Origin of the sequence: Marinobacter sp., from assembly GCF_048266785.1 — a bacterium.
Taxonomy (GTDB): Bacteria; Pseudomonadota; Gammaproteobacteria; order Pseudomonadales; family Oleiphilaceae; genus Marinobacter.
In genome coordinates this window covers 1-23,765 of sequence record NZ_JBLWYX010000030.1, presented here as the reverse complement: position 1 = coordinate 23,765, position 23,765 = coordinate 1, and the positions used below count along the sequence as shown (strand labels likewise).

Below are 23,765 nucleotides of genomic sequence, written 5' to 3'. Positions count from 1 at the left end.
CCAGTAGCCGATCAGCAGGAACGACGACAGGCTCGTCAGCTCCCAGAACATCAGCATCAGCAGGAGGTTTTCAGAAAGCACCACGCCCAGCATGGAGCCCATGAAGAGCAGGAAGTACCCGAAGAAGCGGCCCATCGGGTCTTTCTTCGACAGGTAATAGCGCGCATAAAGGATGACCAGCAGCCCGATGCCGAGAATCAGCAGGGCGAACAGGAAGCCCAGTCCGTCGAGTCGCAGACTGAGGTTCAACCCCAACTCGGGCAGCCATGGCAACGTCTGGATTTCCGTTTCGCCTGCGAACACCTCTTCGCGCTTCGACAACAGCAGAACCAGCGCCGCCAGAGGCGCCAGCCCGGCGCCGAATGCGCAGGCAGATCTCCCGGTACGCTCCAGCAACAGAGGCAGGAAGATCCCCAAGAATGGCAGAGCGATTATCAGCGCAAGCGCCATGACCTAAACCCCTTTAAGCCGACAAAACGTAGGCATGTTTTCCCTGGCAGACCAGCTTTCGGCCCAAAGCCATAAAAAGTGCAGCGGGCCGATTATCCATATTGCCCAGGCCAGCGTCCTGAAATCGTGCATTTTGAAAAACAAAAAGCTGGCCCGCTGTCAGCTCCAACCACCTGACAGATAAGAAAAAACAGATGTCGGCCCGCCAAGCTACCGGCGGACCATCAGCCTCATCTCCGGCACACCCTCGCCGTACGCGGAGACGTCGATGAAGCGACCAGTCTGCGCGGCAGGCTCGAGCGCCGTTGCCTTATGGCGCTATCCGGCTGGTTCCGTTGACGGTCATGATGCGAACCCGCTGCCCCACCCGAAACACCTGGTTGGGCTCCACTTCCTGGACATAGGCGCGCATATTGCCGTCATCTTCACGGACGGTGATTTCGACGCCCTGCGCACGGGTGATGCCCTCCTCGGCAGCCGCCCCCAGCATGCCGCCGGCCACGGCGCCGATCACCGCAGCCACGGCGCTGCCACGGCCGCCGCCGACGCCGCTACCGGCGATGCCTCCCACTACCGCACCTGCGCCGGTGCCGATGGGGGTCTTGGTGCCCTCGAGCTTGACCGGGCGCAACGACTCGATGGTTCCGTAACGAACGGTCTGCACGGTACGCGCCTCGTCACGGGAATAACTGTCGCCGGTCAGGTTGGAAGTACAACCCGTAGCAAGAGCCATAGCGGTGAACGATGCGATGAAAATGGCGTTACGCATTGGTGTGCTCCTGAGTCGCGAATTGATGATCCCGGTCGCCAGGCAGGCGCCTGCGGCGATGGAACGCTTGGCAGAGTCCCTCTGTCTGGTTCAGCATCCGTCTCCATTGGACGCTACTTTACGCCACACGCTCCCGCCCCGCATGATCCGCCCTGCCTAAGTCGTATACGAGATTCATTTGCATGGACTACTTCATCATAGCCGTCACCACCCTGGCCGGGCTGGCTTTCCATGGCTGGCTGTTCGTTCGATTCAGACGGTGGGCGGATCGGGATCTGGCGCTTTCGCTGGCCGGCAATGATCCGCAAAAGCGCGCCTGGGCACTGGAGCGCCTGGCGCAAGCGAAAGCCGAGGGTGTTCGGAGGAAGGAGCTGGAGAGCTGGTTGAGACGTGAACTGGACGGCTACGCCCCACGCTGAAATCGGCGTGAGGCGACGAAAGCCGGCCAGTGCGGCGATCAGGGAGCGAGACGCTCTCGCTGCCAGTCGTTGGCGATACGCAGATAATTGAGCCGATCATGCAGCCGGCTCGGACGGCCCTGCCAGAACTCCATACGCTCTGGCAGCAGCAGATAACCGCCCCAGTGCGGCGGGCGATGCGGCATCTGCTCGAGGAAACGCTGCTCTGTCTCGGCCAGGCTCCGCTCCAACTCCGCACGATCACGGATGACCCGGCTCTGCGGTGACGCCCAGGCACCGAGACGGCTACCCAAGGGACGGACCTGGTAGTAGGCATCCGACTCCTGCGCCGCCAGCTTCTCTACCCGTCCCTCGATACGCACCTGGCGCTCCAGGGTCGGCCAGAAGAAGGTCATGGCAGCCAGCGGGTTGGCCTCCAATTGCCTCGCCTTGTCGCTTTCGTAGTTGCTGAAAAAGCTGAAACCGCGATCGTCCAGCGCCTTGAGCAAAAGCACCCGGCAATGCGGGCGCCCTTCGGCATCGACGGTGGCCAGCGTCATGGCGTTCGGCTCCACCGGCAGTTGCTCGGTCTGCACGGCATCGTCGAACCATTGCCGGAACAGACTCAAGGGATCATCGGGGGCATTCGCCTCGCTGAGCCCGTCACGGGTGTAATCGCGGCGCATATCAGCCAGAGTCTGGGTCATCACAAGCTTCCTGAAACGGTCGAGCTGAAAGCTTAGCCTGCCTGGCCGTTCGCCTCACTTGATTCAAGGCAAAGCAGCTGGAACTAACGGCAGCCGTGCTTACTTCGCAACGGCGACCTGAGTGGCTTCCGCCGCAGCCGGAGTTGGAGTCGGGGCCTGATTGTACTGGGCGATCAGCGCCAGCAGCGTGGTTTGTGGCGCCAGCACCATCTCGACACGACGGTTGAGCGCGCGCCCTTCCTCGTGCTCGTTGGAGGCACGCGGCATGTCGGAACCGACGCCGCGGATGCGCAGACGGTCATGCTTCAGGCCGCTGAGGCGGAAGATCGCCGCCACCGCGCCCGCACGCTGGCGACTGATGGTCTGATTGATCTCGATGGAGCCGGTACTGTCGGCATGGCCGAGCACGATCACCGCGGTCTTCTCATCGCCCTCCACCAGTTTTGCGACGCGGCTGATGGGGCCGAGCGTGGCCGGCAGCAGCATACCGGGACGATCCGGATTGAAGGAGGCATCCACCGGAGCGGTCACGACCAGCACGCCCTCTTCGCGACGCTCCAGTTCGAACCGGCTGTCCTTCAGTGCATCCCGCAGCCGCGGTTCGTAATCATCCAGCCAGGCCGAATCGACCTTGGCCACCGGGGCGACCGCCGCTTCACTCGACTTGTCGCCGGTGGAGCTGCAGCCGGCGACGATCATGCAAAGCATCAGGGAAGCGCAGTTCAGCAGTTTCATGTGCAGATTCCATTGAAGACGGGTACGAGCGCAGCGTCGCGATCAGGAAAGTCGCAGCTTAATGCAAGGATCTGGCTCAAATTGTGGACGCAGGTCATTGTTATGAAAAGTCTTCGCCCCTGAAACCGACGAGTGGCTCAACCCAGGCAACGCCGCACGACTCGCGCCAGCTTCTGGGCGCGAGGGTCCATCAGCACGTAGGGTCCCATGGTGTTGGTGACGAAACCGAACGCCAGTTCGCGCTCCGGATCGGCGAAGCCGATGCAACCTCCCGCTCCGGGATGACCGAAAGCACGCGGCCCGACCCCGAAGGTGGCGTTCTCCACATCCGGCTGATCGAGCCAGCACCCCAGCGCAAACCGGGTCCGCGTCAGTAGCGTGCGATCCTCACCCAGGCAATGCTCACGGGTCATCTCCGCCAGCAAGGCGTCGTCGAGCAGCCGCCCCTGGAGCAAGGCGCTGTAGAACCCGGCAAGCGACCTGGCATTGCCGTGCCCGTTCGCCGCCGGCTGCGCCATGCGCCGCCATTCAGGCTTGTTGCCACTGGTCATGATCGAGGGCGGATTGTTGAATGCGCGGGCACTGAGCGATTCAGGCTGGCTCAGCGTGGCCTTGAACAGGCGCTGCGCCGCGGCATCGCCGAAATCGTTCTTCATCCGGGTCAGATAGGCCACACGCTGGAAGTCGCTGTCAGCGAGCCCCAGATGAAAATCCAGGCCACAGGAGCGGGCAGCGCGCGCGACGATGGCCTCCCCCGGCTCGCGCCCGTCGGCTCGCCTGATCAACTCGCCCAGCAACCAGCCATAGGTAATGGCCGCATAGCCGTGCCCTTCGCCGGGTGTCCACCAGGGGCGTTCGGCGGCCAGCGCGCGCGTCATGCTTTCCCAGTCGTAGAGCGCTTCCGGCGGCAGCGGCTCGCGGATCGCCGGCAGGCCCGCCTGGTGGCTGAGCAACTGGCGCAAGGTTATGTCCTGCTTGCCGTTGGCGGCGAATTCCGGCCAGATCCGGGCCACCGGACTGTCGTGTTCCAGCTTGCCCTCGGCCACCAGTTGCAACGCCGCTACCGCCGTGAAGGTCTTGGTGCAGGAAAACAGATTGACCAAGGTGTCCTGCTGCCACACCTCCTCGCCGGCGTTGTCGGCCATGCCGGCCCACAGGTCGACGACGGTTTCGCCACCCAGCTGGACGCATACTGCCGCACCGCGTTGCGCAGTCTGTTCGAACAGTTCGCCGAACGCCTCCCTGACCGCTTCGAAACGAAGATCGAAATATCCTTGAATGTCCAATCCCGGTCCCCTTCGCTCTATTCGATGTGACGCCTGAACGGCGGCAGTGCATTGAGTATCGCCTTGCCGTAGCGCTGGGTGACCACGCGCCGGTCGAGCAGGGTGATGGTGCCGCGATCTTCCTCGGTCCGCAGCAGGCGTCCACAGGCTTGCACCAGTCGCAGCGAGGCATCCGGGACGGCGATTTCCATGAAAGGGTTGCCGCCACGCGCCTCGATCCATTCGGCCAGCGCCGCTTCCACTGGGTCATCCGGGACGGCGAAGGGAATCTTGGCGATCACCACGTGCTCGCAATAGGCGCCCGGCAGGTCGACGCCCTCGGCGAAACTGGCAAGCCCGAACAGCACGCTGGATTCGCCGTCGTCCACACGCGCCTTGTGCTTGTTGAGTGTCTCCTGCTTGGACAGGTTGCCCTGGATGAACACGCGCCGGCGCCAGTCACGATCCAGCCCGTCGAACACATCCTGCATCTGCCGGCGTGAGGAAAACAGCACCAGCGTACCTCGCGAACCCTCCACCAGGCGCGGCAGTTCGCGGATGATCGCCGCCGTGTGCGCCGCCGCATCGCGCGGATCGGCATCGAGGTCGGGCACCCGCAGCATGCCGGCGTCGGCATGGTGGAAGGGGCTCGGCACCACCGCCGTCACCGCCGAACGCGGCAGGCCGGCGCGCATGCGATAGCGGTCGAAACTGTTCAGCGCGGTCAGCGTGGCGGAGGTCGCCAGGGCTCCGTAGGCGACGTTCCAGAGATTGCGCCGCAGCGTTTCGGCCGCCAGGATCGGGCTCGCATTGACCTCGATGTCGAACAGCGCTCCGCCGTCGGCCAGGGTCAGCCAGCGTGCCATCGGCGGGCTGTCCTCGGGGTCTTCCACGGTGAAGGCGGTCCAAAGCTCCCAGTTGCCCTGGGCGCGGGTCAGCAGGCTGCCGAACAGCGGATACCATTCCTCCGCCTGGTGGCTGGCGATGCCGACACCGCTCTCGCCATCCATCGCCTCCTTGAGCAGTTCGGCAAGACGCGTGAACAGGTCGGTCAGCTTGGCAAAACCCTTCTTCAACTCGGTGCCCAATTCGATCAGGTGCTCGGGCACCACACCACCGACGAAGCGGTGACGCGGACGCTCGCGGCCCTCCATGTCCTCGCCGGGCTTGAAGTCGGCCAGCTGTTCGCAGGCGCTGAACATGAACTGCTGCTGCGCCCGCAGATCGCGCGCCAGCTCCGGCACGGCCTCGATCAGGCGCCCCAAATCGCCTGGCAGCGGATGCTGGGCCAGCAACTTGGTCAGGTTCTTCTCGACCTGCCCCAGCCAGTCGGCGGTGGAGCGCAGACGCGTGAAATGGGCAAAGTGGCCGATGGCCTTGTCCGGCAGGTGGTGGCCTTCGTCGAACACGTAGATGGTGTCGCGCGGGTCGGGCAGCACCGCGCCGCCCCCCAGCGCCAGGTCCGCCAGCACCATGTCGTGGTTGGTGACGATCACATCGACCTTGGTCATGCCTTCGCGCGCCTTGTAGAAGGCGCACTGCTGGAAATTCGGGCAATGCCGACCGGTACACTGGCTGTGATCGGTGGTCAGCCGCGCCCAGTCCGGGTCGGCCAGCTCTTCCGGCCAGGTGTCGCGATCGCCGTCCCAGCGATTGCCGGCGAGTTTTTCGATCATGCTGCCGAACAGCTTCTGACTGCGCTCGTCGACATCGAGGCGAAAGCCCTCCTCTTCGAAGAGTTGCGCGGTGGCGCTCTGCGCCTCGCCTTCCTGCAACAGCGTGTCGAGCTTGGACAGGCACAGATAGCGCCCCCGCCCCTTTGCCAGAGCGAAGCTGAAGTTGAGCCCGCTGTTGCGCATCAGGTCGGGCAGATCCTTGTGGACGATCTGCTCCTGCAGGGCCACGGTCGCCGTGGCGATCACCAGGCGCTTGCCGGCTGCTTTGGCGGTGGGAATCGCGGCCAGGCTATAGGCCACGGTCTTGCCCGTACCGGTACCCGCCTCCACCGCGACCACCGCGGGCTCACCGTCGCGGCGGCCTTCGTCGTCGGCCTTGATCGCGCCCAGGACCTTGGTCACTTCGGCAATCATCAGCCGTTGCCCATAGCGCGGCTTGAGGCCCTTGGCCTCGAGGAAACGCGAGTAGGCGCCCTGGATCTGGGATTTGAGTTCGGTACTAAGCATGGGCGAAGAGCTGTATATATTTTCAGTGTTTCGAGGGGTGGCTATGATAACGCGCGTTTCCCCCTCCGCCACTGAAGATTTGCCCCGCCTCGTCGCCCCGCCGTATGGACGGTGCACAAGCCCGCCGATCGTCAGCTCAAAAATAAGAAGCCGGGCATGAATGCCCGGCTCCTGAACCATCGTTCTGCCGTTAAGGACGCGCTTCGACTTCCGCTTCCACACGACGGTTGATCGCCCGGCCTTCTTCGGTCGCGTTATCGGCTACCGGACGCGATTCGCCATAACCAACCGCTTCGATACGGCTGCTGTCCAAGCCGTGCTGATTGACCAGCACATCGCGCACCGCATTGGCACGACGCTCGGAAAGACGCTGGTTGTAGGCATCGGTGCCGACGGAGTCGGTATGACCTTCGACGACCGTGGAGGTCTGCCCGTATTCCTTCATGAAGTCGGCCAGGTTGCGGATATCGTCGTAGCTGCCCGACTTCACTTCTGCGCGGTCGAAATCGAACTTCACATCCAGCTCGACACGCACCGCTTCGGCAACCGGCTCGGGCTCGACCTCGGCGGTCGGAATCGGCTCGACGGTTTCCACCACCGCGACGGTCTGCTCTTCGGTACCGTTGGCCCAGCAATAGGCAGCTGCCACACCACCGCCGATCAATGCACCCCAACCGGCGTAAGTGCTGCTTTCTATCGCGCCCAATGCAGCGCCACTCACACCCCCGACGGCGGCACAGGTGGGCCAGTCCTGTTTCTGCACCCCTGCACAACCGGCCAGGAAAGTGGTCATGACGATGACGGGTACTGCTGTCCGTAAGCTACTCATCGGTAAAGCCTCCTACTGTGGGATCGGCCAGAGCGGTATTTTCGCGAAGGCAAAATACTGGCTCCGGGTATATCGAGATTAGGCCGACATGGGTCACCACGCTAGTCTTTACTGCAACCGGCCCTGGGCGTCTTCATATCGGCATTGCTAAATCAGCTAACGAGGATCACGACTCGGCTGCGAACAACCCGCCCCCATGTACCGCGACAAGTACGCCGTACCGACCAAGCCCGACGCATCGAGGCGCAAGTGAAGTTGCGGTTTGAAACATGAACAGCTCATGACACTCTTCATTTACGACCCGCTTGGCTACAAGCAGGTTCCGATCCGGTCGAAGACGGGCGCACCGGACAAATCCACAACGGCTGATAATTATCGATAAACGAATGAACGACGTCGAAACGACACAGATAGGCAACTGCCCTTGCGGCAGCTCGAATACGCTGGCCGACTGCTGCGGCCGCTTCCATGCCGGCCAGCCGGCGCCCAGTGCGCAGTTGCTGATGCGATCGCGCTACAGCGCCTATGTGCTTGGCTTGATCGATTACCTGCAGGCGACCACGTTGCCGGCCCAGCAAGCCGCTCTGGACCTGCAGGCGATGCGCGACTGGAGCATGGCCAGTACCTGGCTGGGCCTGGAAGTCGAGGAAAGCCAGGTATTCGGCGGGCAGCCGGAGCATGCGCTGGTGAGCTTCATTGCCCGCTGGCACGACGGACAGGGCGAACATGCGCAGCACGAGCGCTCGGCCTTCGTGCAGCATGACGGGCGCTGGTACTTCATCGATCCGAGCGTGCCCTTGCGCGCCGGTCGCAATGACCCCTGCCCTTGCGGCAGCGGTCAGAAATTCAAGAAGTGCTGCTACTTTGCACTCAATTCTTAGCGGCCTTTAATCGACCTTCTGAGGAGGGGGCGCTCCTCTTTATGCGTCGTTTCGTAGTGATTACAAAATGCCGTCAGGACAGGTAGGCTAAGACCTTACGTCGCAAAGGAGGGCGAAAAATGGCTCTGATCGAATGTTATGAATGCGGGAAGCAAATCAGCTCAATCGCTGCCGCGTGTCCGCACTGTGGGGCGCCTGCGAAGCACGGACAGGCTGATCTGGAACGAGCGCCCGCAAAGAAACGGGTGGGGCCATTTAAAAAGCTGGCGATTATCGTGTTTTGGGGATTTGTAGGCCTCACCGTGCTTGGTTGGCTTGCCAATGACAGAACAAGTAGCTCAACGCCCGCTTCCGCTTCTTCACAGTCAGAGCCTAGCTACATCGATAGCCATGCCAGCTACGATGAGGTTGATCGACTGGTGGGCTGCGCCAGTACCTTCAGTGACGACAAGAAAGACGACATATTCAATGACCGTTTCCGTAATCGATGGATGACTTGGTCTGGCCGCATTGAATTGGTTGAGGCTGATAGCGCTTCGCTGAACATCGATGGTCAGGGTCTTCAAGACCTATCCGTAGACTTTCAAGACAAGCGAGCTGGCTACGATCTGCAGAAGGGGCAGGTAATCACTGTGCGCTTTTTGATGAAGAGCGCTGGAGGGTGCTTCCTTCCGTACTCTGGGGAAAGAGCAACGCTCCGATAACACTATTCCCCGCCAGACGGGGTAGCCATTGCACGATCAAGCCAAGATTGGTGCTGTGGGAAAATATCCCAAGGGCTGTTGTAGATTCTGAAACCTTGTCGCTAGGGTCGTAGCGCTTAGTCGGGGTAGATTTCTAGCACAGTACTAGTGACCAAAATCCAAAATATCGTCACGCTGGGTACACCAGAACGAAAGAAGCCCCCGAAGGGGCTTTCTTGAGTACCGATCCAATCAGGCTGGGGTCTTCTTCACCCGATATACAGTAGCCACACCCACACCACACAGCTTGGCTACCTGCTCCACCGTAAGCGTGGGGTTCTGTAGGTGTTTGCGAATCTCTGCCCACTTCTTCTCGTTCCGAGCCTTACCACCCACCTTCTCGCCTGCCGCACGCTTGTTCGCTAGACCTTGCTTGATACGCTCCACGCGCTTCTCTTGATCGAGGCGAGCCATCGTAGCCATCAGGTCAATCAGCATGGCGTTGATAACCTGCATGATCTGACCTGTGATTCCCTTATCATCAACCAGCATATGACTCGTTGGTAGGTCAGCCACTACGAGCTTCAATCCCTTGTCCTGTATCACCGTCTTCAGCTTGGCCCAATCCGTCTGAGAAAGGCGAGAGAGACGATCTACCGATTCCACCAGAAGCACATCCCCAGCTTTGGCACTATTCAGAAGGGTGTTCAGCGCCGGGCGCTCAAGAGTGGTTCCGCTGACATTCTCGGCGTGTGTGGCGACGACATTAAGGTTGTGATCGCTGGCGAAGGCTTGGAGCAATGCCAATGCTCGCTCGGCATCCTGATCCTTGGTTGAAGCGCGGAGGTAGATGTGGGTGTTCATTATCGTTTGGCCTCTGAATTGATAGGTCAATGATAATCTATCGTTTAGCTATTTAACAGAGGGATATTGATAGGGGCAGACAGGCGGTTATCGCTCTACCTTTTGAGTAGACTCAAATGATAGACGTGGAAGTCAGGATTCGCTGAGCTGGTGAACCTTCATCCCCTTGCGGTAGGCGGTGACGAATTCGTTCAAGCCTTCGCGGGTGTTCGGATAGGTGAGTTGGCTTGGGAAGAACATAGCTTCGTTAGCCCACCCAAGGCGCAGCCACTGGCCACGGATCGACTCTTGCCACGTGTAGAAGAACTGCCCCGGTTTTCTCGTGCTGAACAGGACGCTGTACGTGCCTGCCTCTGACATTTCTTGCACGTCAATCGAGACAGGTTCCCAAGATTCCAATAGTAGCGTTGGCGTAAGGCCCGAAGCTGGCTTGAGCACCAACCACATATACGAAAGATCGCTCATCGCGTGGCCCTCTGACGGGCTTCGATGACGTTCAGACGATTGCGTATCTCATTGCTGAGCGTGTCTATCCGTTCGCTCTGCTTAGACAGGCGTGCATCAATTTCTTGGCTCTGATGCTGCACCGTGACTACGGATTGGCTTACTTGGCGCTCTAGGGTGAATAGGTGAAACGTGATGGCTGTCAGCAGAACAGCCGTTATCAGGCGAATCATTGATTCTCTCCTTATTTTATTTGGGATTTGAGGACAAAACGGCTTAACTCAAACAACTGTTTGAATAGTGGATATGCGGGGTGTAGCGGATAGGGAGGTGCCAGCTTCCATGCCAGCTATGCCCAAACTTGTGTGATTGATCATGTGTTACTTCATAACAATTACTCTTTCTCAGAGTATTGAAGCATCGTTGTTTCTATAACGTTCCTAAACTCGTTCTGGAATAGACTTTTGAATTCAAAGCTATCAACACCATTGACATTGAATGTTTGATTGATAACAGGATTGCTATTTACCACCTTGCTTGATGTAGAAGACATCAGGCTATCAACAGATGGAATAAACCGAGACTTCTCCCATTCTTTTTGCTCAGGGATCAAAGGGGATACGAATTGCGGGTATGACGGCTGCTTGATGGCTCGTGCATCTGGTACAGAGAACATTCCGCGTCCTGTAGAGCTTGACCAAGGGTTTTCAGACCGTTGCTCGTTACTTGCCTCGCCGTTTACGGCCGGGGCACTTTGAGATTGCTTAACACCCCAAGAAATAAGACGTGCTGCAAGGCTTGTCGATGCTGCGGCTACGGAATAGAACGAATCCCGCAGGGGTTCCATTGCCTCGTGAAGCTCTTGCTGAGATTGTACAAACTGGCGTGAGGCTTCACCCATAGCGCCCTTTGTACGCTCAAGCTCTTCAGCAAACTTTGCATTCTGTAGACGTGCTGACTCACCTTGAATAGTATTTGAAAGCTCTTCCACCTTCCCGGCTGCGTCCTTTGCTGCCAGTTCATAACCCCTCATTACATCGTTAAAGCTAACCTCTCGTTTGCTCATCGCTTTGAGAAACTTGTCTACACCGCTCTGTCCCGTGCGCTCTTCCCAAGCTTTGATAATGTAACTGCGAATAGCGGGGTTGCTATCGGCTAACTGCTGGTTTAATTCTTCAGCACGCAGATATCCAAGGCCCCCTATTTGCTGCAACGCATATGCCTGTCTTTGTATCGACATATCGTCACCGCCATTACCTTTCGTGGCGATGCCCATATTCTGATACAAGTTGAAACCCTGTTGAGCTGTAAGCTTCATACTCAACTGCGCTTGCTTCATAAATTTGCTATAGCCATCGACTTGCGTTTCCGCCACTGTACCAAGCTTGTTAGCAAGTCCAATAAGGGCATCAATACTACTTTGTCGTCTTTCCTCTGAACCACCTACAGCGATTTCAAGTTGCAGCCGCTGCATCTCCCTTGAGGACATAAGCTCACGAGCTTGATTGACTTTAGTTCCTGCATACATGCCTGCTGCTGCTACTCCTGCTGCGCCCATTCCCACAGGGCCAACACGAGGGAGAAAGCCAGCGGCCCCAGCTCCACCAAAACCCCCACTGAAAGCGTCAAAACCTCGTGGCACACCGAGGTGAGAGGGGTAGTGAATATTTGATCCTCCGTGACTCCCCTGAATAGTACGGATATTAATTCGAGCTGCTGAAGCTGCACGTGTCATAACACCTTGAAGCTGCTTATTAATACGCGCTTGGTCCAACTGCACGTTGCCGATTGGAACCTGCAACAGCCGACCAATGCGGTTCAAGTCAGTTTGAAGGGTGCGTTGAGCGCCTAAACTGTCAAGTGTAAGCTTCTTAACTTTCAATTCAGGAAGCGTCAGCGTTTTGGCAAAGCTCGTGGCCATATTCTTGCCGAAGGCTTGAAACCGTTTCTCAAGAGCTTTTAGTTGGAAGTCAATTTTCCTGATTTCTGACTTTGGGAAGTTAATTCCAACTGAAATTGTGTATTTCGATACGATCATTGTTCTTATCCTTGTAAAAACAAAGGGAGCCGAAGCTCCCCTGTGTTGTTTAGATCAATCCGAGTCTTTGTTGGATAATGCGATCTGTTGTCGTCAGCTTCGGCTTTAAACTTTCTAAATGCGCCTCCATCACCAAATCAATCGCCCACTGCAATTCAGCGAAGGAATACTTTTTTTCCTGCTTAGGAGAGGGCGTCGGAATTGTAGGAGCAAGAGCTTTTTCTTTTGCTTTCTTCTCAAGCACTGCCATCAGGCGTTTACCATTCATCATTGGCGGCCCCCTTCAGCCCAAGGGCCATCGTTGCTTTTAAAGAGCACTTTGCTTTGTTTAGTCTCTTTCTCTTGTTCAAGAGCAGCAACCATTCCTTCAACAAAGGCGAGGAGTTCAGACTTGCGCTTTGCTTCGGCTTCTTCTTGTTGCTTTACGACCTCTGGATAATATTTCTTCATCAGTAGCTGTTCGGTAAGGTTCATTATTTAGCCTCCAAGCTGTTGAAGTAATCGATGGCATCTCGTTTGGCTTGATCTCGTGCTTTCTGTTCTTTCTCTTGCTCAGCTTTAATCTTCTTCGCTTTTTCCTGCTGATACAGTTGTTCTGCCAGCAATTCGAGGTTTCGCTGTTTCTCAGCTTCCAGCTCTGCCAAGTATTTCTCCTTCTCTTGTTCCGCAACTTCTTCCAACAAGTGTTCGATGTTCTCTTTTTCGAAGTAGCAGAAAACGATAGAACCGTGGAGCTGGGGCTTTCGATATTTAGAAAGTTTCTTACCACTTAGAGCTGCTTCGACAATGGCGTCGATTGCAACGGAAAATGGCAACTGGATTACGTCAAGCGCGTGAAGCGTGGTTTTAAAGTTCTCGATAGCTCGGTTAGTGCGGCGATCAAGCTCTTCTTGGTTGAAAGTGAAAGTGTTCAGTTTAACTACGTTGGTCTTCATAATATTGTTTCCTCAATTTTAAGTTATTGCCGTTATGGCGTTGTTGTGGGCATAGAAGCCCGTTATCTGCACTTCGTGTGAAGAGCAAAAGCTTTAGTATTTAGTTTGTGTTGCTAAGGTCAGTAGGCTGAGAGCCAGTAAAGACGGGGCTTAGAGCACGATGTATTGTTAACTGTAATGACTATATGCGTTGTTAAGTTTTAGTTTAGAACGGTACTAACTCTGGATCATACCAAGGCTCAACAGGCGGGCTTGGCACATAGTCATCCTCAACCTGAAAGTAATTGTCTGGGTAATCGAACTCTGATCGGCACTCGGTGAACTCTCGTTCTTCGTAGAAGCTGGCAATCTGTAGAGCTTCTTTGCGACTCTCAAGCCACCAATACAAAAACTCACCGTCAATCAGGCCAACAGTGTTCAGAGCGTCTTTATTCTTCTCTGTCTGCTGGATAAATACTTCAATGTCTTCAACGACCCACGAGGCGTGAACCAGCCAGTCATCACCGTGATCGTTCCTCGAATCGTGATGATCCAAGCTGACCAGCTCCAGGTACTTGCGGAGCGTATTGCTGATTAGCTTTCGATCAGGCTTGGCACCTTGCAGGACACTGAATGCAGTGAAGGCCGCGAAGTCGCGCAGGTTGCTACCATCTTGTCCCGGCTTCAGGCGTACAGGGTTGAACCAGCACCCGTAGGCTTCACCACCGATAGCTCCGAAACCTTCTTCACCACGTTGATTCATCACCCATAGAGCCACGCACCGAACAGCAGCAGCCGTAAAGGCATAATCACTGCTCTTGGTAGGGTCTGAGCAATGCTCAGCGAAGCGCTCCAGCTCCTCCACATAGACGCAAAGGGTACGGCGTGGGGTGAGACGTAGCGTGTACAACTCCTGCTCTTGTAGCGACGCATACAGCTTGCGAAGGGCGGTCATGCCCATACGTTCCAGCTCAGCCAGAGGAACCTCACACTTAGGAAATTCCGTCTTGATCTTCTTTCCCAACCCAAACCGCTGACTCTTACGAATAGGGTGGGTCTTGGCATACTCAACCAACTTTTTACCCAGAAACGATTTAACCTTGCTCAGCACAGCTTTATCTGTAGCTTTATCATCTACAAGCCACTTGTTCTTCAAGCTGCTGCGCTTAATACAAAGACCTGCACCCTCTACCGCTGTAGCACCATGCACTTGATTGGCAAGACTGCCGCCAATGAACAGATTCTGGTGGTGAAGAAGACCTACAGTGTCCCTACCTTGAGCGGGACTAATGTGGCAGAGGTGGAACTTTGACTTCTGTTTGTCTTCGTTCCAACCATAGCATTTGAAGCGACGACGATAGACCGAGAACAGTTCTACCAGATCAACATCCGTTAAAATCTCTACTGTGCCAGCGCGCTTGCATTCACGACTGACCCACAACCATTCATCGGAGCACGGAAGATTGGCAATTCGCTTGGATGCTGTCTTAGTGTTACGGGATTGAGTACGGCACTTAACGGAGCAGTATTTAGCTGCGTATTGGCTGGTAGTGAACTCAATGTTGCAGTGTTGGCATACTTTGTTTCGTTGAACCATTATTACAATCCTCTATTGGTGGGATGTTATTTATAGCTTGCATCGCTGCATACTCTTTACTGATGAGAGTGTTTAGAAAGTGCGTAAGGCTGACTTGCTCTCCAGCACTTTCGTGCAGTGCTACAAGCTCTCGCTCTGCTCTCTCTGATAGTTTCAGTTTCATTGTTCACCTCTTTAATGGCTGGAAGCTACGTGGCACTAAGGACGGAGGCTAATGTGTTGTAGCGTGTAGTTACTACAGGTTGTAGATAAACAAAAGAAGATCGTCTTCTGTAATCTCACCCTGCCGTAGCTGCCTTACTCGGTCGGCCAAGTGAGCGACATTAGATTGCACAGAGATACCTTTGATTTGGCTGCGATCAAACAGCCATCGCCACGTAACCGGCTTAAAGAAAATTTCGTTTGGCTTACTCATTGTTTTTATCCTTCAATTGCTTATTAAGTAGATTGTTTATGGTTTCTGATACAGATGTACCTTCCCTTAGGCTCAGCCGTTGTAGCTTGTTCAGAAGTTCAAGCTCAATCAGCAGCAATTCTTTGGAGTAGGCAAGCGATCCTATATAGATTTCAGATCGCGGCATATGGGGTTGCCTCCAACATTCGCTCCAATTCCTGATTCAACATCTCCAAGGCTTCTGGACTCTTTAGCTGTTTCAGAATTGCTGAAAACTTTTCTTTAGCTTTCAAACGCTCTTGATAGTGCCTAACGCAACAGAGGTTGCTACATTTTCTGTGATTGCTACGAACCGGTTCGAACTCTTTGTTGCAGATGATGCAATTTCTCATATGATTGTTTCCTTATATTTTGGCAATAGAACCACGCAGAACAGACAAAGCCTGTAATGGGTGGGGTTTGTGTAGATTTAACGATTTAAGGGGTGAAAACCCTTAGTAAAAGAGGGTGTAGCGGTCGTTAATTTTATCGCTCCTCCTCTTGTCCGTATTCGATAACCTTTTCTAAGAGGCTGTTGTATTTAGATAATGCCTCTGAAGCACTTGCGTATACATCAGCCTCCAATTCTTTAAATGCTCTGTGGGCCGGTGCAAACAGCGGGTTAGGATGCCTGCCTTCCTGTGCCATATTACTCAACACCTCAAACGCTTCTTTAGATGTCAGCCAGTATAAGTTTGCTTTCTTGAATCTGTGCCAAGCTACAGTACAGGTATTTCCACATAATTTTGCGTGTTGCCTGTTTGCGGTGAATTGTGTTGAACACCAAACACAACGACGAGTTATTGCCATAGTCGAATCTCCTAATAAGTAATAGATTCATAAAAAAACCAATAAAAAAGGCGTAGCTCTTTCGAGAACGCCTTCACAGGAATAAAAGAAACTAACACGCACCAAACACCCAAGAGGGTGTGCACAAATTGATAGCGAGTTAGAAGCCCATCGGGGCTTTTTTGAAAGCCACCACAGCACAAGAAGAGGAGAAACAAGCTGGGGTGGTTTAGGAGGAATCTGTAAAGCTCGCATTGCACAAGCTTGGGTGTTTCGGGAGAGTGGAGAAGTCTCGCGGGTAATTTTTTCAGCCCGCCAACTTAAAGCTCTACCTTCATCTCATTCTCCCACGAAAGTTCATGTTTGTCAAGTATTAATTTATCATTCTAACTTGCGTTAGTTGTCACCTTAGTTGCCAATGCCGCATATACAGTGGGTTTCAGCTTAATGAGCTAACTTTGTCTTATATTCATTTCCGACGAACGGTCATGCTGCTAATACTTGCCAAATAGCAGACGCACGAAAGAGCAGCTATCTCCAAGAGGAGGCTACTCGTAAAATTCAAAGGTGAAGGGAGGATATTACACTACTTTTTCTATTTTGCAATAGTAGTAGTTAAATAAATGTATATAGGGAAAAGTAGTGTGTTCAATCTTCGCTGTCTTCTACCTGCATAGGCACAAGGCTAAAACGAGAACGGCGATTTACACCATCAAAACTACGGGAAACAATCGAATTACGGGGCACTTCTGTTAGACCTCTCCCCCGCCAAGATACGTTTTAGTTCTCTAACGCTTATCCCTTCCGCTGATGCTACATCTTTGAAGCTGGATGTCTTGCACAGCTCCTCAAGGCGCGTGCGCTCTGACGCTTCCCAAGCGAACTGGCGTTCACGTGTGAGCACATACTGATGGAACTCGGGTCTGATAACCTCCCCTTGTACCTCGGCTATCGCAATGCTTGGCGTAGTGAGCGGCAGGAACTCAAGTTCACCGGAAGTATCAAGGAACGAGAATATTGGCAAACCTTCCTTAGATACTCGGTAATGGACAGGTGCTTTCTTTCCCCGTAGCTCGCCAATCCGCTCTATCGCCACCTCAACATTCAAGCTCTTCAGCAAACTGTTAGCACGTGCCCTCCCCTCATATGACACCAGATCGAGACGACTGAAGAATTCGTCCTTGTTTATGATCTGCTCGCGAGCAATATCTTCTTTCAGAGAATCTCGTTCCTGCTGGTGCCTGGACAAATCTTCTTCGAGGCGTTGCATAACAGAGATGATTGAAACCGGAAGAGCACCGCTTAGATTTAAAATCTGAGATTGCAGCGATTCAATCCGCTCTTGCGCCTCCGCGATCCTGCCATCACATACTGCGATCTGACGTTGCAGCTTCCCTTGATTGCTCTGTACCAGCGCGAGGCTATCAACCTTCGCCAATATTTCCCGGAACACCTCTTCACTACGCGGCAGCAAGATCGGCTTCGCTGGGCATAGACCTTGGATGTTTCGGAAGCACCGCAAGATGCGGGAGTTCCCCCGTTTGCTGATGTGCATCGGTCCTTCGCAGATGCCGCACTGCGATACACCTTGCCAGACATTGAATCGTTTACCGGGTTTAGTAGCCTGCGACTGACGGCGAGACGAGACAGCCTGTTGAGCTGCGTAGAACTCATCCTCAGTGATGATCGGAGGATAGAAACCTGTGATGGGTGCTCCGACTGGAACACGCTTACCGTCGATAAATTGGTGCGGTTGGTACTCGCCAAGCACGGCACGATTACTCAACGTCCGAGCAATGCCACTATTTGCCCACAAGCCGGAAGCGTTCTTCCTATCAGCACTGAAAGAAGGGACACCACTTTGGTTTAGTTGAGCGGCTATCGCCCTGTGACCGTACCCGTCCTGAGCGAGCTTGTAGATGCGCTGAACGACCTCTACCCGTTCGGGGTTGGGTATGTAGCCATCCGGTGTGTAATCGAGCCACAGAGGGCGCAGCTTGCCGATAGGTAGTGATTCTGTACGGGCGCTGTCCTGCTTACGTCGCCACGCTGCTGACACTCGCTTGCCTTTGGTGGCTGACTCTTCGTGCGCCCTGCTCATCTGGACAATCGAGATAATCAGATCGAGTTCGTTATAGGCCGATGTGTAGAGTCTTCCGTCTGCCAACGTCACTACGTTGATTCCCTGATTCAACAGGTCGAGAAAACGAGGTAGAGCGTCCTTAACCCGCTCCCGGCTGAGACGGTCGAGGCTTTCGACTAGGAGTGTGCTTCCTTTGGGAATGGTGCCGTCCTGCACAAACGCAAGGAATCGAGCCAGCTCCCCCGTATCGTCAAGGTGCCGTGCCTTGTACGCCGACCTTCCTTGATCGAAGAAGCTGTATTCCTTGGCATCGACAAGTTCTAGGCCGTGCTGTGTGCAATAAGCCTCTGCTGCCTCGCGCTGACGGCGGTAGCTGTCCCCCGCTGCCTGCGTAGCATTGGAAAACCTGATGTATGAGTAAGCCCGTGGCTTCTGGTTGGCAGACACAATGCACCCTCCCTGCTAGATGGGTGGATTGTGCCAGAATGTGAAGAAGTGTTGCGCCGCCTATCTATAAACCCGAAACGAGAAAGCCGAGCACATCGGCTCGGCTTTTCCGGATCGGCATGTTTTCCTGCAACCCTTACTTCTCGACGAAGGCCCGCTCGATCAGATAGTGCCCCGGGTCGCCCATGCGCGGCGATGCCTTCAGGCCGAAGCTGTCGAGCACCGCGCTGGTGTCGGTCAGCATGCTCGGGCTGCCGCAGATCATCGCGCGGTCGTCTTCCGGGTTGATCGGCGGCAGGCCGATGTCGCTGAACAGCTTGCCGCTGCGCATCAGGTCGGTCAGGCGGCCCTGGTTCTCGAACGGCTCACGGGTAACGGTGGGGTAATAGATCAGCTTTTCCTTCAGCGCCTCACCGAAGTATTCGTTCTGCGGCAGCAGCTCGGTGATGAATTCGCGATAGGCCACCTCGTTGACGTAGCGCACGCCGTGGACCAGCACCACCTTCTCGAAACGCTCGTAGGTTTCCGGGTCCTGGATCACGCTCATGAAAGGCGCCAGGCCGGTGCCCGTGCTCAGCAGATACAGGTGCTTGCCCGGCAGCAGGTCGTCGAGCACCAGCGTGCCGGTCGGCTTGCGGCTGACCATCAGCGAATCGCCTTCCTGCAGATGCTGCAGACGTGACGTCAAGGGACCATCGGGCACCTTGATGCTGAAGAACTCCAGATGCTCTTCATAGTTGGGGCTCGCGATGCTGTAGGCGCGCATCAACGGGCGGCCACCCACTTCCAGCCCGATCATCACGAACTGGCCGTTCTCGAAGCGCAACCCAGGGTTACGAGTGGTCTTGAAGCTGAACAGCGTGTCGTTCCAGTGATGAACGCTCAGGACCCGTTCTACATTCAGATTGCTCACTTACTGATTTCCTCTAACTCGCGTGCCGACGGTGGGCAAAGGCAGTGATTGCGCTAGTTTATAGCGCCCACTAATATTCGGTAAGCAGATAATTAAAATATGTCTTATCGGTTATATAGATATGCATTTTACTTTGCGTCAACTCCAGGTCTTCGCCTCGATCGCGCGCCAACAAAGCGTTTCCCGTGCCGCCGAGAGCCTGTCCCTGTCGCAGTCCGCGACCAGCACATCACTGGCTGAACTGGAACGGCAATCCGGTTGCCAGCTGTTCGATCGCGCCGGCAAGCGCTTGTGGCTGAACGCATTGGGCCGGCAGTTGCTGCCACAGGTGGTCGCCCTGCTCGACCAGGCCAAGGCCATCGAGGACCTGCTGGCCGGCAAGACCGGCTTCGGCTCGCTGAACGTCGGTGCGACGCTGACGGTGGGCAATTACCTGGCCACGCAACTGATCGGCGGCTTCATGCAGCGCCACCCCGAGTGCCGAGTCAGCCTGCATGTGCACAACACTGCGCACATTGTCCGGCAGGTTGCCCTGCATGAACTTGATCTGGGTCTGATCGAAGGCAACTGTCAGCATCCCGATATCGAGGTGCTGCCCTGGGTGGAGGATGAGCTGGTGGTGTTCTGTGCACCGCAGCATCCGCTGGCGCGTCGGGGCACCGCGCGGATCGACGACCTGATCGACGAAGCCTGGATTCTTCGTGAGCAGGGCTCGGGTACCCGATTGACCTTCGATCAGGCCATGCGCCATCGCCCCACCAAGCTCAATATCCGTCTCGAGCTGGAACACACCGAAGCCATCAAGCGGGCCGTCGAGTCCGGTCTGGGTATCAGCTGCATTTCGCGCCTAGCGCTACGCGATGCGTTTCGCCGGGGCAGCCTGGTGCCAGTGGAGACGCCGGAGCTGGACCTGACCCGGCAATTCTTCTTCATCTGGCACTCGCAGAAGTACCAGACGGCGGCGATGCGCGAATTCATCGAGCAGTGCCAGACGCTCACCGCCGGCATTCGACGCAGTGACGAAATCGTCCTGCCCGTGATCGCCTGAGCCGGGCTTCAGTTGGTCGGGATCGAGCCCATCTGCTGCAGCAGCAGCGCAGCCTGGGTGCGGGTGCGTACACCCAGCTTGCGGAAGATCGCCGTGACGTGCGCCTTGATGGTAGCTTCCGAAACGCTCAGCTCGTAAGCGATCTGCTTGTTCAGCAGCCCGTCGCAGACCATCGTCAGCACACGGAACTGCTGCGGTGTCAGGCTGGCGAGCCCGGCGCTGGCCGCCTTGGCTTCGGCGCTGACATGGGAAGCATCCTCGATATTGCTCGGCCACCACACATCGCCGTCAAGCACTGCGCGCACCGCTTCCTGGATGGCTTCCAGCGAACTGGATTTGGGAATGAAACCGCTGGCGCCGAATTCGCGAGCGCGCGCGACGACCGAAGCGTCTTCCTGCGCCGATATCATCACCACCGGCAATTGCGGATACTGCCCGCGAAGCAGCACCAGGCCGGAAAAGCCGTAAGCCCCGGGCATGTTCAGATCCAGCAGCACCAGATCCCATTCCGCCCCCTGCTCGAGGAGCGTCTCCAGCTCGGCGATGCTCGCCGCCTCGACCAGGTGAACGTTATCGCTCAGGCCAAGCGTCAGCGCTTGCTGAAGCGCGCTACGGAACAGCGGATGATCGTCGGCGATGATTATTTCGTAAGCAGCCATTTGGCAGACCTGTAGTTTTTTTATTGGCGCTTTCATCGGCGGGCGAGCCGATGCCGGGCTGAACCGGCAAGACTCGAACTGTCGTTCAAGTGCCGGACCGGAATGATGGTATATGGCCATCAACCGAAATTCATCCTTTGCACTCATACTTTAGTCAAGCGGCGTCAGCATGCCGACCCGGGAATAAGTGGTCAAGCGCCTTGCTTTATTGCAAAGTCTGCGTCCTTTTTTCCCGACGAGCTAAAACATGCGCAGCCAAGCCCTTCGTGCCGACATCCTGATGCTGATCACCGCGATGATCTGGGGAACCGGATTCGTGGCCCAGCGGCTCGGCATGGACCACATCGGCCCGTTCCTTTTCACCGGCCTGCGTTTCGCACTGGGCGCCCTTGCGCTGCTGCCCTTGCTGCTGCAGCAAAGCCGGGGACCGCTCGCGCATGCGCCGTTCAGTGAGCGTGGCCTGCTGCTCGGCGGCCTGCTGATGGGGTTGGCGCTGACGCTGGGGATCAACCTGCAACAAGTGGGTCTGCTCTTCACCAGCGTCACCAACTCGGGGTTCATCACGGGCCTCTACGTCATCGTCGTACCGCTGCTGGGGATGATCATCGGGCAGAAGACCGGCATGGGCACCTGGCTCGGCGCGGTGCTGGCCGTAGCCGGCATGGCGCTGCTGAGCATCGGCGAGAATTTCCAGGTCGCCTCCGGCGACTGGATACAGCTCGCCGGCGCCTTCGTCTGGGGGCTGCACGTACTGCTCGTGAGCTTCTTCGTTGGCCGCCACGACGCCATCCGTCTGGCCTTCCTGCAATTCGTCACCTGCGCGGTGGTCAGCCTGATCCTGGCCGCGGTATTCGAAGAAACCAGCCTTGAGCAGATCTGGCTGGCGACACCGGCGCTGGTCTACGGCGGCGTGTTCGCCGTGGGCGTGGGCTATACGCTCCAGGTCGTGGCGCAGAAGCATGCCATCGCCTCGCACGCAGCGATCATCCTCTCGCTCGAAGCGGTATTCGCCGCCATCGCCGGCGCGATCTTCCTCGACGAAAGCCTCAGCCTGCGCGGCTACGCCGGCTGCACCCTGATGTTCATCGGCATGCTCATCGCCCAGCTCTGGCCACGCAAACCGTCGGACGTACTCGACCCTGCGCCGGCGGTCCCCACCTCGGGCGATGGCAGACCGGCCTAGTCCGCCGACAACCGCCGGTGTGCCTCGTCGTCGAGGCTGGGCACACGCTGGTACTTGGCGGCCAGGTAGTGATCGGTGAACACGTCGAGCCAGGCATCCAGTTGCCCGGCAGCATCCTCGTCGCCCGCCAGCCCCAGGCACAGCGCCGCCACCTCGGCCGTGCAGAGGTGTTCGCTGCGCTTGGAGCGACGAAGCCGGTAGCGCGAGACCAGCTCCGATTGCAGGCTCAGCACCGGCAAGCCGTTCAGGTAGGGGCTCTTGCGAAACATCTTGCGCGCTTCGGTCCAGGTCGCGTCGAGCAGAATGAACAGCGGGCGCTTGCCTGGGATTGGCTCAACGTGCGTCACCACCCGCTCCGGCTCGGCATATTCACCCGGGAAGACCACGAAGGGCTGCCATTGGGGATCGGCCAGTAGCGCCAGCAGCGCCGGCTCCACATGGGTTCGCTGCCAGGTGAAGGCGTAGGTGTCGGGCACCACGTCGGCGATCAGCCAGCCGGTGTTACTCGGTTTGAGCGGTTCCACGTCGTGCATCAGCAGGCACACGCCGCAATGCAAGCCCTCCAGGCGAGGCTGCCAGGCGCACAGGCAATGGCTCGGCAACACTCGGCAGCGACTGCAACGGGGCGCGCGTGAGCCGCGCGCCACGAAGGGTTTGCTGCTGAGGGCCAGGCGCTGGTCGCGCAGGCGGGCTACGGCATGGGGCATGAACGGGCTGCTCTGTTTCGAGGGAGGCGCATTCTAGCAGGCCATCCGCCCTGCGACTGAACCGCACCGGAGGCTTCCGGTCGAACGACGGCAGTCACTTGCGTCTGCTGCCGTTTCTCATGCGGCCACGACGAAGCCTAGGAGATCACCATGTACCGTCTGACTACCCTGCTCACTTTATGCCTCGCATGGCCCGCCGCCCACGCCGCTTCCCTGCAGGAACAGCAGCTGGGCCAGCTTCTGGACAAGGTCGCGCGCGAAAGCAGCGTCGGCACACCCCGCGCCATCAATTCCGACATCCTCGACGTCGGCTACAGCGTGGAGGGTAACGAGCTCGTCAACCACCTCAGCGTCCAGCCCCGGCACGCGGCGCAAATGCGTGATAACCCCAAGGATGTTCGCACCCAGCTCGCCGCCAGCGTCTGCAGCAACGACGGCCTGCGCCTGCTGATGGAGCAAGGCGCGGTCCTGCGCTTCGAATTCAGCGAATACGAGAGCAACAAGCCGATCACCACCGAGCGTTACAAGGCCTCCGATTGCTAGGATTCCGAAGAAACGTGATTCCCATCATGCTGCCGCCCCGCCCTCGTTGAAACGGGCGTCCAGGTCGGTCAACCTTCGGCCTTCGCCTGACTCAAGGATGGAGGCCAAGGCATGCTGGATGCCAATCAAGCGCATATCACCCTCGCCATTTCCGGCGTCGAAACCGACCTGCAGGTACTGGGTTTCGAAGGCCATGAAAAGCT

Annotated in this window: 27 protein-coding genes and 2 pseudogenes; 7 read left to right on the top strand and 22 right to left on the bottom strand. The window is 56.7% G+C overall.

What is annotated here, in order from left to right:
* Together ACN0V1_RS20595 and ACN0V1_RS20590 are read right to left on the bottom strand one after the other, a co-directional pair.
* Nucleotides 1–450: pseudogene (locus ACN0V1_RS20595) on the bottom strand (monovalent cation/H+ antiporter subunit A); the annotation flags it as partial.
* A 310-nt stretch (nucleotides 451–760) separates the two neighbouring features.
* A complete protein-coding gene (locus tag ACN0V1_RS20590; protein WP_058074323.1) occupies nucleotides 761–1,219 on the bottom strand; it encodes a glycine zipper 2TM domain-containing protein in 459 nt (152 codons plus the stop codon).
* 182 nt (nucleotides 1,220–1,401) lie between these two features.
* On the opposite strand from ACN0V1_RS20590, the gene ACN0V1_RS20585 reads away from it, so the two are divergent.
* A complete protein-coding gene (locus ACN0V1_RS20585) occupies nucleotides 1,402–1,638 on the top strand; it encodes a hypothetical protein (RefSeq protein ID WP_014853662.1) in 237 nt (78 codons plus the stop codon).
* 38 nt (nucleotides 1,639–1,676) lie between these two features.
* Here the strand turns inward: ACN0V1_RS20585 and pdxH are convergent, their stop codons facing one another.
* The 5 genes from pdxH to ACN0V1_RS20560 all read right to left on the bottom strand — a co-directional run bounded on the left by pdxH (nucleotide 1,677) and on the right by ACN0V1_RS20560 (nucleotide 7,300).
* Complete coding sequence (gene pdxH / locus ACN0V1_RS20580) at nucleotides 1,677–2,324, bottom strand: pyridoxamine 5'-phosphate oxidase (protein ID WP_014853663.1); 648 nt, start codon at nucleotides 2,322–2,324, stop codon at nucleotides 1,677–1,679.
* A gap of 99 nt (nucleotides 2,325–2,423) precedes the next feature.
* A complete protein-coding gene (locus ACN0V1_RS20575) occupies nucleotides 2,424–3,059 on the bottom strand; it encodes an OmpA family protein (RefSeq protein ID WP_058074321.1) in 636 nt (211 codons plus the stop codon).
* Nucleotides 3,060–3,196: 137 nt separating this feature from the next.
* Nucleotides 3,197–4,345 carry a serine hydrolase domain-containing protein gene (locus tag ACN0V1_RS20570; RefSeq protein ID WP_312909950.1) on the bottom strand — a complete coding sequence of 383 codons (1,149 nt, stop codon included), beginning with the start codon at nucleotides 4,343–4,345 and terminating at the stop codon, nucleotides 3,197–3,199.
* Between the two features lie 17 nt (nucleotides 4,346–4,362).
* Nucleotides 4,363–6,507 carry an ATP-dependent DNA helicase DinG gene (gene dinG, locus ACN0V1_RS20565; RefSeq protein WP_014853666.1) on the bottom strand — a complete coding sequence of 715 codons (2,145 nt, stop codon included), beginning with the start codon at nucleotides 6,505–6,507 and terminating at the stop codon, nucleotides 4,363–4,365.
* Nucleotides 6,508–6,697: 190 nt separating this feature from the next.
* Nucleotides 6,698–7,300, bottom strand: coding sequence for an OmpA family protein (locus ACN0V1_RS20560; RefSeq protein WP_058074318.1), 603 nt, complete (start codon nucleotides 7,298–7,300; stop codon nucleotides 6,698–6,700).
* Between the two features lie 422 nt (nucleotides 7,301–7,722).
* Here ACN0V1_RS20560 and ACN0V1_RS20555 point away from each other — a divergent pair, with 422 nt between their 5' ends.
* The 3 genes and pseudogenes from ACN0V1_RS20555 to ACN0V1_RS20545 all read left to right on the top strand — a co-directional run bounded on the left by ACN0V1_RS20555 (nucleotide 7,723) and on the right by ACN0V1_RS20545 (nucleotide 8,921).
* Nucleotides 7,723–8,217 (top strand): YchJ family protein, encoded by a 495-nt coding sequence (locus ACN0V1_RS20555; RefSeq protein ID WP_417546748.1) that lies wholly within the window; start codon nucleotides 7,723–7,725, stop codon nucleotides 8,215–8,217.
* A gap of 119 nt (nucleotides 8,218–8,336) precedes the next feature.
* Nucleotides 8,337–8,417: pseudogene (locus ACN0V1_RS20550) on the top strand (zinc ribbon domain-containing protein); the annotation flags it as partial.
* A 45-nt stretch (nucleotides 8,418–8,462) separates the two neighbouring features.
* Nucleotides 8,463–8,921: a hypothetical protein gene (locus ACN0V1_RS20545; RefSeq protein ID WP_417546749.1), complete on the top strand. Its 459-nt coding sequence runs from the start codon at nucleotides 8,463–8,465 to the stop codon at nucleotides 8,919–8,921.
* A gap of 231 nt (nucleotides 8,922–9,152) precedes the next feature.
* Here the strand turns inward: ACN0V1_RS20545 and ACN0V1_RS20540 are convergent, their stop codons facing one another.
* From ACN0V1_RS20540 to fpr, 13 genes are all read right to left on the bottom strand, one after another.
* A complete protein-coding gene (locus tag ACN0V1_RS20540) occupies nucleotides 9,153–9,764 on the bottom strand; it encodes a recombinase family protein (RefSeq protein ID WP_417546747.1) in 612 nt (203 codons plus the stop codon).
* A gap of 132 nt (nucleotides 9,765–9,896) precedes the next feature.
* Nucleotides 9,897–10,229, bottom strand: a complete 333-nt coding sequence (locus ACN0V1_RS20535) for a hypothetical protein (protein ID WP_417546746.1) — start codon at nucleotides 10,227–10,229, stop codon at nucleotides 9,897–9,899.
* Entirely contained in the window at nucleotides 10,226–10,441 is a 216-nt protein-coding gene (locus ACN0V1_RS20530; RefSeq protein WP_417546745.1) for a hypothetical protein, read from the bottom strand. Before ACN0V1_RS20530 ends, ACN0V1_RS20535 begins: the two co-directional genes overlap by 4 nt.
* A gap of 161 nt (nucleotides 10,442–10,602) precedes the next feature.
* A complete protein-coding gene (locus ACN0V1_RS20525) occupies nucleotides 10,603–12,246 on the bottom strand; it encodes a tape measure protein (protein WP_417546744.1) in 1,644 nt (547 codons plus the stop codon).
* Between the two features lie 49 nt (nucleotides 12,247–12,295).
* Nucleotides 12,296–12,517, bottom strand: coding sequence for a hypothetical protein (locus ACN0V1_RS20520; protein WP_417546743.1), 222 nt, complete (start codon nucleotides 12,515–12,517; stop codon nucleotides 12,296–12,298).
* Nucleotides 12,514–12,720, bottom strand: a complete 207-nt coding sequence (locus tag ACN0V1_RS20515) for a hypothetical protein (RefSeq protein WP_417546742.1) — start codon at nucleotides 12,718–12,720, stop codon at nucleotides 12,514–12,516. Before ACN0V1_RS20515 ends, ACN0V1_RS20520 begins: the two co-directional genes overlap by 4 nt.
* Entirely contained in the window at nucleotides 12,720–13,181 is a 462-nt protein-coding gene (locus ACN0V1_RS20510; RefSeq protein ID WP_417546741.1) for a hypothetical protein, read from the bottom strand. Before ACN0V1_RS20510 ends, ACN0V1_RS20515 begins: the two co-directional genes overlap by 1 nt.
* A gap of 205 nt (nucleotides 13,182–13,386) precedes the next feature.
* Nucleotides 13,387–14,757 (bottom strand): hypothetical protein, encoded by a 1,371-nt coding sequence (locus tag ACN0V1_RS20505; protein WP_417546740.1) that lies wholly within the window; start codon nucleotides 14,755–14,757, stop codon nucleotides 13,387–13,389.
* Complete coding sequence (locus ACN0V1_RS20500) at nucleotides 14,717–14,920, bottom strand: hypothetical protein (RefSeq protein WP_417546739.1); 204 nt, start codon at nucleotides 14,918–14,920, stop codon at nucleotides 14,717–14,719. The genes ACN0V1_RS20505 and ACN0V1_RS20500 overlap by 41 nt, the downstream gene beginning before the upstream one ends.
* A gap of 72 nt (nucleotides 14,921–14,992) precedes the next feature.
* Entirely contained in the window at nucleotides 14,993–15,172 is a 180-nt protein-coding gene (locus tag ACN0V1_RS20495; RefSeq protein WP_417546738.1) for a hypothetical protein, read from the bottom strand.
* 504 nt (nucleotides 15,173–15,676) lie between these two features.
* Nucleotides 15,677–16,000: a hypothetical protein gene (locus ACN0V1_RS20490; RefSeq protein ID WP_417546737.1), complete on the bottom strand. Its 324-nt coding sequence runs from the start codon at nucleotides 15,998–16,000 to the stop codon at nucleotides 15,677–15,679.
* Between the two features lie 715 nt (nucleotides 16,001–16,715).
* Entirely contained in the window at nucleotides 16,716–18,509 is a 1,794-nt protein-coding gene (locus ACN0V1_RS20485) for a recombinase family protein (protein ID WP_417546736.1), read from the bottom strand.
* A 136-nt stretch (nucleotides 18,510–18,645) separates the two neighbouring features.
* Nucleotides 18,646–19,422, bottom strand: coding sequence for a ferredoxin-NADP reductase (gene fpr / locus ACN0V1_RS20480; RefSeq protein ID WP_058074317.1), 777 nt, complete (start codon nucleotides 19,420–19,422; stop codon nucleotides 18,646–18,648).
* Nucleotides 19,423–19,543: 121 nt separating this feature from the next.
* Here fpr and ACN0V1_RS20475 point away from each other — a divergent pair, with 121 nt between their 5' ends.
* Nucleotides 19,544–20,470, top strand: coding sequence for a LysR family transcriptional regulator (locus ACN0V1_RS20475; protein ID WP_014853670.1), 927 nt, complete (start codon nucleotides 19,544–19,546; stop codon nucleotides 20,468–20,470).
* Nucleotides 20,471–20,478: 8 nt separating this feature from the next.
* On the opposite strand, the gene erdR is transcribed toward ACN0V1_RS20475, so the two are convergent.
* Nucleotides 20,479–21,129, bottom strand: coding sequence for a response regulator transcription factor ErdR (gene erdR, locus ACN0V1_RS20470; protein WP_014853671.1), 651 nt, complete (start codon nucleotides 21,127–21,129; stop codon nucleotides 20,479–20,481).
* Between the two features lie 247 nt (nucleotides 21,130–21,376).
* Here erdR and ACN0V1_RS20465 point away from each other — a divergent pair, with 247 nt between their 5' ends.
* Nucleotides 21,377–22,312: a DMT family transporter gene (locus ACN0V1_RS20465; protein ID WP_312226008.1), complete on the top strand. Its 936-nt coding sequence runs from the start codon at nucleotides 21,377–21,379 to the stop codon at nucleotides 22,310–22,312.
* On the opposite strand, the gene ACN0V1_RS20460 is transcribed toward ACN0V1_RS20465, so the two are convergent.
* The gene (locus tag ACN0V1_RS20460; RefSeq protein ID WP_253162561.1) at nucleotides 22,309–23,019 is read right to left on the bottom strand and encodes a tRNA-uridine aminocarboxypropyltransferase; all 711 of its coding nucleotides are present in this window, start codon (nucleotides 23,017–23,019) and stop codon (nucleotides 22,309–22,311) included. The two genes, ACN0V1_RS20465 and ACN0V1_RS20460, sit on opposite strands and share 4 nt — an antisense overlap.
* 150 nt (nucleotides 23,020–23,169) lie before the next feature.
* Between ACN0V1_RS20460 and ACN0V1_RS20455 the strand changes: the two genes are divergently transcribed.
* Complete coding sequence (locus tag ACN0V1_RS20455; RefSeq protein WP_014853674.1) at nucleotides 23,170–23,562, top strand: PA3611 family quorum-sensing-regulated virulence factor; 393 nt, start codon at nucleotides 23,170–23,172, stop codon at nucleotides 23,560–23,562.
* Nucleotides 23,563–23,765: the final 203 nt, after the last annotated feature.

Bases quoted from the DNA above. Each gene is read 5' to 3' on its own strand.
- ACN0V1_RS20585 (WP_014853662.1), top strand. From the start codon at position 1,402: ATGGACTACTTCATCATAGCCGTCACCACCCTGGCCGGGCTGGCTTTC.
- ACN0V1_RS20530 (WP_417546745.1), bottom strand. From the start codon at position 10,441: ATGATTCGCCTGATAACGGCTGTTCTGCTGACAGCCATCACGTTTCAC.
- ACN0V1_RS20535 (WP_417546746.1), bottom strand. From the start codon at position 10,229: ATGAGCGATCTTTCGTATATGTGGTTGGTGCTCAAGCCAGCTTCGGGC.
- ACN0V1_RS20525 (WP_417546744.1), bottom strand. From the start codon at position 12,246: ATGATCGTATCGAAATACACAATTTCAGTTGGAATTAACTTCCCAAAG.
- ACN0V1_RS20560 (WP_058074318.1), bottom strand. From the start codon at position 7,300: ATGACCACTTTCCTGGCCGGTTGTGCAGGGGTGCAGAAACAGGACTGG.
- erdR (WP_014853671.1), bottom strand. From the start codon at position 21,129: ATGGCTGCTTACGAAATAATCATCGCCGACGATCATCCGCTGTTCCGT.
- dinG (WP_014853666.1), bottom strand. From the start codon at position 6,507: ATGCTTAGTACCGAACTCAAATCCCAGATCCAGGGCGCCTACTCGCGT.
- pdxH (WP_014853663.1), bottom strand. From the start codon at position 2,324: ATGACCCAGACTCTGGCTGATATGCGCCGCGATTACACCCGTGACGGG.
- ACN0V1_RS20495 (WP_417546738.1), bottom strand. From the start codon at position 15,172: ATGAGTAAGCCAAACGAAATTTTCTTTAAGCCGGTTACGTGGCGATGG.
- ACN0V1_RS20475 (WP_014853670.1), top strand. From the start codon at position 19,544: ATGCATTTTACTTTGCGTCAACTCCAGGTCTTCGCCTCGATCGCGCGC.
- ACN0V1_RS20500 (WP_417546739.1), bottom strand. From the start codon at position 14,920: ATGAAACTGAAACTATCAGAGAGAGCAGAGCGAGAGCTTGTAGCACTG.
- ACN0V1_RS20505 (WP_417546740.1), bottom strand. From the start codon at position 14,757: ATGGTTCAACGAAACAAAGTATGCCAACACTGCAACATTGAGTTCACT.
- ACN0V1_RS20510 (WP_417546741.1), bottom strand. From the start codon at position 13,181: ATGAAGACCAACGTAGTTAAACTGAACACTTTCACTTTCAACCAAGAA.
- ACN0V1_RS20515 (WP_417546742.1), bottom strand. From the start codon at position 12,720: ATGAACCTTACCGAACAGCTACTGATGAAGAAATATTATCCAGAGGTC.
- ACN0V1_RS20460 (WP_253162561.1), bottom strand. From the start codon at position 23,019: ATGCCCCATGCCGTAGCCCGCCTGCGCGACCAGCGCCTGGCCCTCAGC.
- ACN0V1_RS20490 (WP_417546737.1), bottom strand. From the start codon at position 16,000: ATGGCAATAACTCGTCGTTGTGTTTGGTGTTCAACACAATTCACCGCA.
- ACN0V1_RS20590 (WP_058074323.1), bottom strand. From the start codon at position 1,219: ATGCGTAACGCCATTTTCATCGCATCGTTCACCGCTATGGCTCTTGCT.
- ACN0V1_RS20540 (WP_417546747.1), bottom strand. From the start codon at position 9,764: ATGAACACCCACATCTACCTCCGCGCTTCAACCAAGGATCAGGATGCC.
- ACN0V1_RS20455 (WP_014853674.1), top strand. From the start codon at position 23,170: ATGTACCGTCTGACTACCCTGCTCACTTTATGCCTCGCATGGCCCGCC.
- ACN0V1_RS20575 (WP_058074321.1), bottom strand. From the start codon at position 3,059: ATGAAACTGCTGAACTGCGCTTCCCTGATGCTTTGCATGATCGTCGCC.
- ACN0V1_RS20555 (WP_417546748.1), top strand. From the start codon at position 7,723: ATGAACGACGTCGAAACGACACAGATAGGCAACTGCCCTTGCGGCAGC.
- ACN0V1_RS20465 (WP_312226008.1), top strand. From the start codon at position 21,377: ATGCGCAGCCAAGCCCTTCGTGCCGACATCCTGATGCTGATCACCGCG.
- ACN0V1_RS20520 (WP_417546743.1), bottom strand. From the start codon at position 12,517: ATGATGAATGGTAAACGCCTGATGGCAGTGCTTGAGAAGAAAGCAAAA.